At 34.5% G+C, this 13,755-nt stretch carries 8 protein-coding genes and 1 pseudogene; 6 read left to right on the top strand and 3 right to left on the bottom strand.

Features of this window, described 5'->3' with window-relative positions; all coding sequences use genetic code 11:
* Positions 1-5: 5 nt before the first annotated feature.
* On the bottom strand, positions 6-1,322 hold the full coding sequence (locus tag RPL90_RS09270) for a GntP family permease (RefSeq protein WP_313548084.1): 1,317 nt from the start codon (positions 1,320-1,322) through the stop codon (positions 6-8).
* A 169-nt stretch (positions 1,323-1,491) separates the two neighbouring features.
* Here RPL90_RS09270 and RPL90_RS09265 point away from each other — a divergent pair, with 169 nt between their 5' ends.
* From RPL90_RS09265 to RPL90_RS09255, 3 genes and pseudogenes are all read left to right on the top strand, one after another.
* Positions 1,492-2,406, top strand: coding sequence for a LysR family transcriptional regulator (locus tag RPL90_RS09265; protein WP_313548081.1), 915 nt, complete (start codon positions 1,492-1,494; stop codon positions 2,404-2,406).
* Positions 2,407-2,498: 92 nt separating this feature from the next.
* Entirely contained in the window at positions 2,499-3,479 is a 981-nt protein-coding gene (locus RPL90_RS09260; protein WP_313548078.1) for a ketoacyl-ACP synthase III, read from the top strand.
* Between the two features lie 141 nt (positions 3,480-3,620).
* Positions 3,621-4,166: pseudogene (locus RPL90_RS09255) on the top strand (PepSY domain-containing protein).
* Positions 4,167-4,277: 111 nt separating this feature from the next.
* On the opposite strand, the gene RPL90_RS09250 reads toward RPL90_RS09255, so the two are convergent.
* Together RPL90_RS09250 and RPL90_RS09245 are read right to left on the bottom strand one after the other, a co-directional pair.
* Entirely contained in the window at positions 4,278-4,766 is a 489-nt protein-coding gene (locus RPL90_RS09250) for a DUF805 domain-containing protein (RefSeq protein ID WP_313548075.1), read from the bottom strand.
* Positions 4,767-4,941: 175 nt separating this feature from the next.
* Positions 4,942-6,384, bottom strand: coding sequence for an MDR family MFS transporter (locus RPL90_RS09245; RefSeq protein ID WP_313548072.1), 1,443 nt, complete (start codon positions 6,382-6,384; stop codon positions 4,942-4,944).
* A gap of 257 nt (positions 6,385-6,641) precedes the next feature.
* Here RPL90_RS09245 and RPL90_RS09240 point away from each other — a divergent pair, with 257 nt between their 5' ends.
* The 3 genes from RPL90_RS09240 to RPL90_RS09230 all read left to right on the top strand — a co-directional run bounded on the left by RPL90_RS09240 (position 6,642) and on the right by RPL90_RS09230 (position 13,691).
* Entirely contained in the window at positions 6,642-7,853 is a 1,212-nt protein-coding gene (locus RPL90_RS09240; protein WP_313548068.1) for a CynX/NimT family MFS transporter, read from the top strand.
* A 60-nt stretch (positions 7,854-7,913) separates the two neighbouring features.
* Positions 7,914-8,654 carry an alpha/beta hydrolase gene (locus RPL90_RS09235; protein ID WP_313548065.1) on the top strand — a complete coding sequence of 247 codons (741 nt, stop codon included), beginning with the start codon at positions 7,914-7,916 and terminating at the stop codon, positions 8,652-8,654.
* 198 nt (positions 8,655-8,852) lie between these two features.
* Complete coding sequence (locus tag RPL90_RS09230; protein WP_313548062.1) at positions 8,853-13,691, top strand: YSIRK-type signal peptide-containing protein; 4,839 nt, start codon at positions 8,853-8,855, stop codon at positions 13,689-13,691.
* The last annotated feature ends 64 nt before the right edge of the window (positions 13,692-13,755 follow it).

The following is a 13,755-nucleotide window of genomic DNA, read 5'->3' as shown; positions in this document are numbered from 1 at the left end:
TAAAATTAAATAAATAATGCGATTAAAATAACTACAATAAGTGCTAGTAAATTTGCTCCTGTATTTGTGATAAATAGATATTTAAAACCATTTTTATGATTCAAACCTGTAAGTGCAAAGAAAGTTAATACAACGCCTGTATGTGGCATAACAGTGAATATGGATGAAGACATCGTCGCTATTCTATGAATAAGTTCTGGGTCGACCCCCATGTCTAAATACTGTTTACTGAAAGCACCCAATACAATTCCTAAAGAACCGGAAGAGGAACCTGTGATTATGCCAAATAGTGCAGAAGCTACGGCGATACTTATTAATGGACTACCCGGTATATTTAAAATTAAATGCTTAATTAATTTGAAGCCTGGTGCAATTGTTATTACGGTGCCAAAAGCTACAGTAGAAGCTGTTAAAAATATGGGGATAACAGCATTTGTTGTTCCCTCATTAATGACTTTTTGCTGTTTAGGAATATAACTTTTAAACATTACCGCTGATAAAATAATAGAAATAGCTAAGCCAATAAGAATAATGTTTTCTATACTTAAAATACTACCGGCAATAATAATAATGATAAGAACAAAGATAGGTAGTATACTTTGTACAAATGACGGAATGGGTCTTGATGCTTGTTCGTCGGTTATATCTAAATGATAGTCTTTGAAAGTTTCGCCATTGGCAATGCTTTTATTCAATGCATGTTTCATATACCATAGTCCAAATACTGTTGCTACTATTGCGCCGATAATACCTAACCATGGTGAAGCGGCTAATGTCGTCCCTAAATATTTTGTAGGTACAACATTTTGCACAGAAGGTGTGGCAGGTAACATCGTCATCGTAAATGTCCCTAACCCTAAGAAAATGGGTATGCCGATTAAATTCCAAGCGATATTTAACTTTTCAAATAATGGTTTTGCTAATGGAACTAATACGAAAACTACTACAAATAAACTAACGCCACCGTAAGTTAAAATTGCAGTAATCATAAATAATGCAACAAGTATTGAATATGGATTATTACTACCAACTTTAGAAATTATTTTTTCGGCAATACTTTGTGCCGCACCACTAACATCCATATACTTTGCCAATAAAGCACCTAATAAAAAGACTGCGAAAAAGTTAATAATAAAATCTGTTAAACCTGTCATATATGAATGTTTTGCGCCAATTAGTAAATCGAAAAATGGTAATTGGTTAGTTAGAATGACAATAATTGAGGCGATTGGTCCGATTATTAATATGGAAAATCCTCTCATAGCCATGTAAATAATAAATATGATGGCAATTAATATGCCAATTGAATAGAAAATATCCATTTTACACTTCCTTACAATTAAAATATTGTTAGACCAAGCGTTTAAATATTAATATTTTGTGTTATGTCTAATCTTATTGTCTACCTTTAAAACGGTTGTGTAAAAGACGTTTTACGCTATAATTACTATAACTAAATTGTTATAGTTGATGAGTAGAAGGAGTGTAGCGATGACTAAAATGAATGGGGCAAGATATTTAGCAGCAATCAAACAGTATGGCAATATTTCTCATGCGGCAAAGGCATTATATATATCCCAGCCTTATTTGAGTAAGTTTATTAAAGAACTTGAACAAGATATAGGTGTAACTTTAGTGAATAGACATACGAGTCCCTTAACTTTAACTTACGCTGGTGAAAGATACTTACATTATATGAAGCAAATAGCTGATATTTATAAAACCATGGAAAATGAAATACAAACATTATCTAATTTGAAAAAAGGACAACTGTATATCGGAGTAAATCCAATATTAGCAACGCATACGCTATATAATATTTTGCCGGAATTTACTAAAAGATATCCAGGAGTAGAAATAAAATTAATAGAAGAATCTGCACATCGTATAGAACAATTATTGATAGACAACAAAGTAGATATCGCATTGACGATTTTGCCACTATATCAAGAGAATATAGCATATGATGTTTTATATACCGAAAAGATTTATATGGCATTACCGCCAAACCACGCATTAACTTATAAATCTGACGCAGCCTTACTTGATTCAACAACTATATTTGAGTATTTAAACAATGCCAAATTTATTTTGTTAAAACCAGAGATGGCATTGCGTAAAGTTACAGATCAAATACTAAAAGACTATGATGTTAAACCTAATATCACAATGGAAACATTAAGTGTGGAAAATGCCTTGAAGCTTGCAAACGAAGGATTAGGTATTACGTTTGTGCCTGAAAGTGTGAAAAATAAAAATGAGCACAATAACTGTAAGTATATAGCTTTAGATTCTTTTAAATACTATAACCAAGTAGTTATCGCTTATGGAAAAGACGACAAAACGCAATTGTCAGAAGCGGCTAAAGCGTTATTAAGCATGGCGCAAAACAACTATAACCAATAGATGGTTTCCAACTTAAATTGAACTAATTCTACGTATATGATTAAATTAATGAATGAATTAGAGTCCTATAAAAAATAATGAAGGTGACGACAATGCAATCATACGCAAAAATTACAGCGCAAGGTGCTTATGTGCCAGAAAAGATTATGACGAACCAAGATTTTGAAAAATTAGTAGAGACTTCAGATGAATGGATACAGCAGCGAACTGGAATAGTTGAACGTAGAATAACAGCACAAGATGAGTATACGAGTGATATAAGTTATCAAGCAGTTGTGGATTTACAACAAAAATATAATGTTGATGTAAGTGATGTCGATATGATTATTAACGCGACTTTGACGCCAGATTACAAAACACCTAGTGTAGCTTCATATGTTCAGGCTAGATTAGGAATTAAAAATGCAGGTGCTTTAGATATTAATGCAGCATGTGCCGGTTTTGCTTACGGTCTTAATTTAGCAAATGGTTTAATTACTTCAGGTCAAAACAAAAAAATATTAGTAATTGGTGCTGAAACATTATCAAAAATCACAGATTATGAGGATAGAAGTACATGTGTATTGTTTGGTGATGGGGCAGGTGCATTTTTAGTAGAATATAGCGAAACAGATGCTAGTTTTATTGCGAGTTCGTCAGGATCTGATGGTGACAAAGGCCATAATTTATATTGTAGTGAATTATCTCAAGAAATGTTTGGCGAACAATTGAAAAACGCAGGTAACATTGTGCAAAACGGTCGTGGAGTATATAAATGGGCAGTTGGCAATGTCCCTAATATCATTAACGAAACACTTGATAAGAGTGATTATGACCTGGAAGATATCGATTGGTTTGTGCCACATAGTGCGAATGCGAGAATGATCGAGTCAATTTGTGATAAAGCTAATATTGCTAAAGAGAAAGCACTTATGAGTTTAGCATATTATGGCAATACATCCTCTGCTACGATTCCACTCGCTATTGATTTAGCTATGGAACATAATAAAATTAAAAAAGGTGATCATTTATTGCTTGTCGGTTTCGGTGGCGGACTTGCTTATGCTTCAACTTTAATTAAATGGACCTTATAAAATTATTACTTCCTAAGTAATGTTGTAATATAGTGAAAACGAGAGTGACACGCTTTTTAATTTTAGCAGTTTGAAAATTCAAATCAAATGTGTTTTATACAACGTACAATGGGAAAAAAGTTGTAAGGAGGTTGGTTTATTATGAAATTCAAACATATAACTGCAGTAGCATTATCTGGTGCTTTACTTGCTGGATTCAGTGGAGGCGCAGGTGCACAAACTGCTAATGCGAAAAGTAATGATACAATTAAAGTAAGCCAAATTAAAACATAACCTAAACAAGCTGTGAAAAAAACTAAAAGTGTATATGGTGGCCAAAAAGTTAAAGAGATAGCATTTGAGAAAAGCCATGGTAAATGGGCTTATAAAGTTTCTCAACATAAACCAGGTAAAGAATCTGAAGTTATTGTTGCTAACAAAACTAATAAAGTGTTAAGCAAAGAAACTGAAAAAGAAGATCATATGGATAAAAGTAAATCATTTAACTACAAAGATGCTATCAACTACAAAAAAGCACTTAAAAAAGGCCAAAGCAAATTCCAAGGGGACATTGGCGAATGGTCATTATCTAAGGAACACGGTAAAAAACTCGTTTATGACATGGACCTGAAGAAAGGCAAAACTAAACATGAAGTATCTGTTGACGCTAAAAGCGGTAAAGTCTTAAGTAACGAAAAAGATGACTAATCAGTGTGATGAAGTGCAAATGTTATTCAATGATAAGAAGAAGCGGACCCGTTTCATCGGGCCCGCTTTTTTATATGCATGTATTCTATCAATAGCAATGAATAGACATAATCATTTTAACTCATTGACATATTTAGGGTTCGCACCGTATTTGTTTGACGCCTCATTACCTCTCGTACAACATGCGATAAGTGAAGCAATCGCTAGTACTATAAATATTAAAAATATAATAAGACCAATAATAGCAATAGTTATATTAAAAGCATTATTAAAATTGAAGTCATAATTAACATTTGGAATTATACTACCAATATCGCTTAAAATAGTTAATGCGAATAAAATGATAGGTATTTTCATCGTCATACTTATATCGTGGAATCTTCTTACAGTTACAGTAAAGCTAGGAATATAATTTACTATTGTGAATACCGTAGCAATAGTATAAGTCAACCATGAAGGTAATGGTAATACTGCATTAAGTATGCTTGCAATGATTTCAATTATCAGGGTGGCTAATACAGGATACCAAAATTCCTTACGTCGAGCTCTACCCTGAATTTTAAAAGCGTTAAGCCAATACAATTTGTAGTAATGCAACATATAAAATCCACCTTAATTTTAAATAATTTATATTGTGTTAAATAATAATACATTTAGACTAATATATCAAATCATTATAAATTAAAATTGAAGTAATTAATAGTTTGTAACAATGTTTCGTATGAAACATTTAAAAACCCACACACCTTAATTTTGGTGTGTGGGATTAATTGATTTATTCATTTGTAGTACGAGTCGTTTGCTTTTTGTCATTTTTAATAAGTAATGTACAAATAAAGCCAACAATTAATAAAATAGTTGTGAAGATAAATGCAGCATCTATACCTTGTACTGTCGCATGCTGATTCATCACAGTTTTACTTTCTGTCATCGCGTGTTGAGCAGCGTAACTCTTTCTTACTATAGCTAAGATAGTAATCATAACCGCCGTACCAATGGCACCTGCCATAATACGTAGAAAGTTCATTATTGCTGTACCATGAGAAATGTTTTCTGAATTTAATGCGTTAACGCCTTTCGTATTTAATGGCATTATGATTAAGGCTACTGAAAACATTCTTATTGCATATATTATAACGACATACCAATAAGGTGTATTTGATGATAAGAAACAATGTAATATTGTCATGATTATCAATAGTATAAAACCAGGAATAGCCAATACTTTTAAGCCATATTTATCATAAATTTTACCAGTGTAAACTGACATAAAGGCATTGACAACCGCACCGGGTAAAATCACAAAACCTGAAAGAATTGCAGATAAACCTAAACCAGATTGGATATAAATAGGAATTAATAACGCTGGTCCAACGATGCCGATAAATAGAATCATCGAACTTACTGATGATAACGCGAAAGTTCTATTGGCGAATACTTTTAAGTTTAATAAAGGATTATCGATTTTAATTTGTCTCGTTACAAAAATAGCAACGATGGCTAAACCGACAATTAATGAAACAATAACGATAGGTGAATTAAAGCCTAAGTTACCTGCACTACTAAATGCATATAACATGAGACCAAATCCTAATGTAGAATAGACTACAGATGTCTTATCTAGCTCTCTATGTTTTGTAGTGTTATTACTTTCAACAAAAATGATCCCTATAACAAATGCAATAATTGCTATAGTCGCCACAACGATAAAGGGTGCTCTCCAACTGAATGTATCAATTAAGAACCCAGTAAGTGTTGGGCCAATAGCTGGAGCAGATTGTGCAACAATACCAGTAAGACCCATTGCGAAACCACGTTTTTCGGACGGGAATAAGGTGAAAACTGTGAATTGCATTAACGGAAGTAATAAACCTGCGCCAATAGCTTGAATTACTCTGGCTACCATCAGTAAACTAAAGGTAGGCGAGAAGGCTGCCAAAATAGAGCCGATTAAAAAAGCGCTCATCGAGAAAATATATAATGGTCGAGTATGGAATCGATCCATTAGAAATGCAGTTAATGGAATCATAATCCCATTGACTAACATAAACCCTGTGATAAGCCACTGGGCAGTTGTTTCATCAATCTTTAAACCAGTCGTAATAGCTGGTAAAGCAGTGTTAAGTAATGTTTGGTTAAGCATTGCCACAAAAGCACTGCTAAGCATTACTAAAATAATTGTATTTCTTTTTTTAGTCGATATCATATCGGACGACATAAACATTACCTCTTTTCTAAAACATCACAATTACAAATTTTAACGCTTTTTAGTTAGCAAAGCAAACCTGTTGGTATTAAAATCTAATATAAAATTTATTAGAATTTTCAAAACGTTTAAATGGTGGTTAGCAAAAGAGGAATAAAAGTCTAAAATAGAATATATATAAGTTAAAACATTGTTGTTAAAAAATAGAAGTAGAATAGTGATGGATTTTAGAATTAAATGTAATTTACATATAAATTGGAGGGAGTAATATGGACGAGTCAGCTAAAATAACTAAAAATTGGGCTATCGTCTTTGCTGTCGTGTTTGTAGCATCTACGTTACGTGCACCTTTGACTTCAGTCGGTCCAGTCATAGATCATATTAAAGATGCTATGCATATTAATAATAGTGTCGCAGGTATTTTAACAACCATACCATTACTCGTATTTGCCATAGTTTCTCCTTTAGTATCAAAAGTGGTTGATAAGTTAACAATGTCGCGAACGATTGTATATAGTACGTTATTGTTAATAATAGCGCTTGTCATAAGAATATTGGGAGGTTTCAATTTATTTATTATTGGGACGGTATTGTTAGGTGTAGCGATTGCTTTTGGCAATGTCGTATTACCTAGTTACGTCAAATGGTCGTTTCCAGCTCAAATAGGTATTGCGACAGGAATGTATAGTGGAACAATGAATTTTACTGCTGGGATAGGCGGTGGCGCGAGTGTGCCGTTGTCTCAAATGACCCCATTGGGTTTCCGTATTTCATTATCATTTTGGATTGTATTCGCTATTATTGCTTTGGCACTCTGGTTGCCAAATGTGAGTAAGGGTGTCAAAAGAGAGCAGCGAGATCACATCAATCAATCAAAGCATCCAGATAGTAATAAAAAAGTTAAAGTACTTAATTCAAAATTAGCATGGACGATAGCTATGGTAATGGCCTTTCAATCTATGATTTTCTATACAAATGTAGCTTGGATTCCTACTATTTTGATGGACCGGGGTTTAAGTCCTAGTACTGCGGGTTACTTATTTATGTTGAGCCAATTTGCGCAAGTACCAATGACTTTTGTATTTCCTATATTAGCCTCTAAATTGAAAGAGCAAAGCATATTAGTAGTTATAATTGTATTTTTATTTATTACTGGTTACTGTCTATTTTTTACAAATGCATTAATATGCTTAGTCATAGGTATCATCATTATAGGATTAGCAATGGGTGCTTGCTTTAGTCTTTGTATGACCTTTTTCTCTATTCGTGCTCGTACTAGTAAAGGTAGTATCGCATTGTCAGGCTTTGGACAATCTATCGGTTACTTAATTGCTGCAGTAGGGCCATTTTTTGTAGGTTGGTTACACGATACAACAGGCCATTGGAATTCAGCAATTATAGCCTTGATAACTATGTCAGTACTCGTTTTAATATTTGGTTATCCAGCAGCTAAAAATAAAGTGATTGAGGATCAACAATAGTAACTTTATAAAGATGTATAATTAGTTTTGGAATTAATAACATGGAGTGACACATAACAAATGATTAAAGTAAAAGAACCCAATCCCATTTTTTTGGAAAATAAAGACACGCAACATGCAGTATTATTATTACATTCGTTTACTGGGACAGTTAGAGATGTAAAATTACTGGCTACTAAGCTAAATAAAGCTGGGTATACATGCTTAGTACCTGCATATCGAGGTCATGGTCTAATGATTTCGGAGTTAATGCAATATACTATACAAGATTGGTGGCAAGATGCATTGGCTGGTTACCAACAATTAAAAGATAAAGGATATAACAAAATTACCGTACTTGGTGTCTCATTAGGTGGTTTATTATCTTTAAAACTTGCCGAAGAACAAGTAGTGCATTCAGTCATCGTTATGTCTACACCATATAAAAAAGACGATGCAAGTTTGGAAATGAGACTGAAAAATTATGGATCACGTATGGGACAATTACTTGGTTTAGAAGATGTTGAGATTAATCGACAAATGGCATTAATTCCTCAATATGAAGCTGGTTTATATGAGTTTAAACGCATGGTTGACGATATTATGTCTAATGTTAAACATATAGACGTTCCTATTGCGATTAAATATGGTAAAGAAGATGAACTTTCATATGAGCAAAGCGCCAATTATATTTATAATCAAATTGAGCATTCTAAAAAATCAATTATAGGATATGATTTATGTCATCATCTAATGACCCAAGGTAAAGGTAAGGAAGCGGTTGAAGAAGATATATTAGCTTTTCTAGCACAGTTTAATTAAAAGAGAATTAATGTCGACAAGCATAGTGATGATTCACTATGCTTTTTTATGATATCGACAAAATGTCCTGCTATTTTTTACTTATTTCAGTGCTGAATTTTACTACTTTGCTAATTCTACTTCTAAATAAAAACCAGAAGCATATAATAACGTAAGAAAATAATTTTTTAAGCGTAGAGAGGAGATTTAGATGCCACTATGAAGCGATATTTTAATAATTTAAGTGAAAAGAATCAAAAAAATTATTCTTTAAGAAAGTATAAAGTAGGCGTTATTTCAGCATTAGTTTCTTCAATTTTTATATTTGGATTATACAATGACACAACTGAAGCTGTTGAAACAGACAATAGCCAATTTAATTCAACAAATGGTAAAGCAGGACATAATTATTATTCAAATTTAAACCCAGTGCATACAACAAATTTGAATGTAGGGAATCCCTATGGATCACAATACAATGATCAAAAAGCAGGAACAAATAATGTTGGAGCTGTAAACTCATTAAATACATCAACATTAGATTCTGGTAGAACAGGATTAGTAAGTGCGCCTTCATCGGCAAATAATGGGACGGCTAATAATCAACTTGATGCATCTAATAATCAAGGTCGATCAAACAATCAAAACAACTCATCTTCGCTAGGAAAACAATTAAATGCGAGTGTGAATCCATATGGTGCAGCTACATCACCAAATAGTACGCAAGTTCCATCTTTAAGTGCTTTGCCAAGTACTCAAAATAAGCAACCTGCAGTTCAACCAAACAGAAATAATAATTCATTTAGAAATAATATAGGTGGAAATCGTTCGGATTTATCAAATTGGTTATTACCATCAAAACCAAAGCAAAATGGAGCATCACTTGCACAGAGGCAACAATTGGGAGCAGCAGTTGGAGGTGTATTAGGTAAGGATGTGGTAAGTGTAGACCAACATGGCACTGTTACGTTAGCAGATGGGACACAAGTACCTTTCATTGGAAGCTTCCCAAGTTCACCATCTCAACCAAATAGTAATAAAGTGGTACCAAGTCAGAAGAATAATCAGCCACCAAAAGATATAAAACCACCTTCACCTTTCGGATCACCTTATGGTAGTGGTAATGGTGTAGTAAGTCCTGGTTTGGCTGATTGGATTTTACCAGCACTCCCCAAAAATAATTCTGTAGCAAATTCAAACCCACAAAATAACAATTCAGTTGCATCAAATAATAGTGTTTCTCCGAAAGACCGAACAGTTCCTGCAGGCGGAAATCATGTTAAAAATGGAAATGTAAATAACGCAAATTCAGTACAACCTAGCAATGATGCTCAAAGTTCTCAAAGTCAACAGCGAAATGGAGCATCACTTGCACAGAGACAACAATTGGGAGCAGTAGTCGGAGGTGTATTAGGCAAGAATGTAGTAAATGTAGACCAATATGGCACTGTTACGTTAGCAGATGGGACACAAGTACCTTTCATTGGAAGCTTCCCAAGTTCACCATCTCAACCAAATAGTAATAAAGTGGTACCAAGTCAGAATAATAATCAGCCACCAAAAGATATAAAACCACTTTCGCCTTTCGGATCACCTTATGGTAGTGGTAATGGCGTAGTAAGTCCTGATTTAGCTGATTGGATTTTACCAGCACGCCCCAAAAATAATTCTGTAGCAAATTCAAACCCACAAAATAATAATTCAGTTGCATCAAATAATAGTGTCTCCCCGAAAGACCGAACAGTTCCTGCAGGCGGAAATCATGCTAAAAATGGAAATGTAAATAGCGCAAATTCAGTACAACCTAGTAATAATGCTCACAGTTCTCAAAGTCAACCATCTTCCAATAAAGTGCCTAATATGTCGACTCATTCACAACCACTTTCGTCACAACCTAATAATAACAACAATAAAAATTTTGATCCTTTTGATGATCAAGTAGCAGCACCAGACTACCCAGCAGAAACAATCGACTTGAAAAACTTAGGAACAGAGTGGGATGGTGTCGTTAAAGATTTAGAACTACAAAAAATAGCCGCAGACTATCCAGAAGAAACGATCGATTTAAACAACTTAGGACCAGAATGGAACGGTGTCATAAAAGACAAAGAAGCACAAAAAGCAACTTCAGAGTATCCAGCAGAAACAATCGACTTGAAAAACTTAGGAACAGAGTGGGATGGCGTCGTTAAGGATTTAGAAGCACAAGATGCAACTCCAAGTTACCCAGAAGAAACAATCGATTTAAATAACTTAGGACCAGAATGGGATGGTGTCGTAAAAGATTTAGAAGCACCAAATGCAGCGCCAGATTATCCAGCAGAAACAATCGATTTAAATAATCTAGGAGCAGAATGGGAAGGCGTCGTAAAAGACAAAGAAGCACAAAATGACACGCCAGATTATCCAGAGGAAACGATTGATTTAAATAACCTAGGACCAGAATGGGACGGTGTAGTAAAAGACAAAGAAGCACAAGATGAAGCACCAGACTATCCAGAAGAAACAATTGATTTGAACAACCTAGGTCAAGAATGGGATGGTGTGCTTAAAGATTTAGAAGCACAAAATGACACGCCAGATTATCCAGAGGAAACAATCGATTTAAATAACCTAGGAGCAGAATGGGATGGTGTCGTTAAAGACTTAGGAACACAAAATGAAGCACCAGACTATCCAGAAGAGACAATCGATTTAAATGATTTAGGAGCAGAATGGGATGACGTCGTAAAAGACTTAGAAGCACAAAATGAAGCACCAGATTATCCAGAGGAAACAATTGATTTAAACAACTTAGGAAAAGAGTGGGATGGCGTAGTTAAAGACTTAGAAGCACAAAATACAGTATCAGATTACCCAGAAGAGACAATCGATTTAAACAACCTAGGACCAGAATGGGACGGTGTCGTTAAAGATTTAGAAACACAAAATGAAGCACTAGATTATCCAGAGGAAACAATTGATTTAAACAACCTAGATCAAGAATGGGATGGTGTCGTTAAAGACTTAGGAACACAAAATGAAGCCCCAGACTACCCAGCAGAAACAATCGACTTGAACAACTTAGGAACAGAGTGGGATGGCGTAGTTAAGGATTTAGAAGCACAAGATGCATCTCCAAGTTACCCAGCAGAAACAATCGATTTAAATAATTTGGGTCAAGAATGGGATGGCGTAAATAAAGACTTAGAAACACAAAATACAGCACCAGATTATCCAGAAGAGACAATCGATTTAAACAACCTAGGAGCAGAATGGGATGGCGTAAATAAAGACTTAGAAACACAAAATACAGCACCAGATTATCCAGCAGAAACAATCGACTTGAAAAACTTAGGAACAGAGTGGGATGGCGTCGTTAAGGATTTAGAAGCACAAGATGCAACTCCAAGTTATCCAGCAGAAACAATCGATTTAAATAATTTGGGTCAAGAATGGGATGGTGTCGTAAAAGATTTAGAAGCACAAGATGCAACTCCAAGTTACCCAGAAGAAACAATCGATTTAAATAATCTGGGTCAAGAATGGGACGGCGTAAATAAAGACTTAGAAACACAAAATACAGCACCAGATTACCTAGAGGAAACGATCGATTTAAATAATCTGGGTCAAGAATGGGATGGTGTGCTTAAAGATTTAGAAGCACAGGATGTAGCTCCAAATTATCCGGAAGAAACGATCGATTTAAATAATTTAGGAGCAGAATGGGATGGTGTCGTTAAAGACTTAGGAACACAAAATGAATCACCAGACTACCCAGAAGAAACAATCGATTTAAACAACCTAGGAGCAGAATGGGACGGCGTAGTTAAAGATTTAGAAGCGCAGAATGCATCTCCAAGTTACCCAGAAGAAACAATCGATTTAAATAATCTGGGAGCAGAATGGGACGGCGTAGTTAAAGATTTAGAAGCGCAGAATGCATCTCCAAGTTACCCAGAAGAAACAATCGATTTAAATAATCTGGGAGCAGAATGGGACGGCGTAAATAAAGACTTAGAAACACAAAATACAGCGCCAGATTATCTGGAAGAAACGATCGATTTAAATAATTTAGGAGCAGAATGGGATGGCGTAAATAAAGACTTAGAAATACAAAATACAGCACCAGATTATCCAGAGGAAACAATTGATTTGAACAACCTAGGAGCAGAATGGGATGGTGTCGTTAAGGATTTAGAAGCACAAGATGAAGCCCCAGACTATCCAGAAGAAACAATCGACTTGAACAACCTAGGACCAGAATGGAACAGTGTACTAAGTGAAACAAATCAATTAGGCGAACTAGCATTTCCAGAAGAGACGATCGATTTAAATAACTTAGGGCCAGAATGGGACGGGGTTCTTAAAGATTTAAATCAACAAGTTCAAAAGCCACGGCATGATATTGATCAACAATCTGATATGAAGCATAATCAAGATCATAAGCAAAACGTTGGAAATAGTGAGAAACCGCTTAATGATAACCTACTTGAGGATGGTAATTCAAGTAATAGTCAGGCGCTACCAAATGACAACCAACAGCAATCTGGTAATCAGTTGCCTAAAATAAAAGATATGATACCAGAAGCTAATCCGCAAGTAGATACTAAAAAGCCTCAAAACATGAGTATACAAGATGGTCAACACAAAGTAGTGGAAATACCAAAAGAGGTTTCAAATAAAGTGGCTATTAATTCTAAAGCTAATCTATCTGATAATAACGTAAATAAAGATGGAAAATTAGCAGTAGATCAATCTGAGCCTAATAAAGTAATTAATAGTGATTCACGTGTAGCGAAAACTAAGAGCATAATACAACTAACGCCAAAAGTAACGAATGTTAAAAAAGCTCAAAATGTGGTAACGGCAAATAATAAGGTGCAAACTGCATCTACGCAGAAAATACACAAAGTAAAAGTTTCAACTTCTAAAACGAAAAACAAACAACATAATTCTCATAAGCAATTACCGAAGACTGGGGAAAGTACGCCAGCCACTACACCAATTTTAGGTGCAGTATTATCATTATTAGGTACGTTAACTTTAATAGGTAGACGTAAAAAACAACAAGATTAATACACATTAAAAAAGGCATATCATCAATATAAAATGATGGTATGCCTTATTTATGGTTGATAAT

It is taken from the genome of Staphylococcus kloosii (assembly GCF_032139365.1).
In the GTDB taxonomy this organism is placed as follows: domain Bacteria; phylum Bacillota; class Bacilli; order Staphylococcales; family Staphylococcaceae; genus Staphylococcus; species Staphylococcus kloosii_A.
Note: the sequence above shows the minus strand (reverse complement) of the source record. Positions and strands in the feature narration are given on the sequence as shown.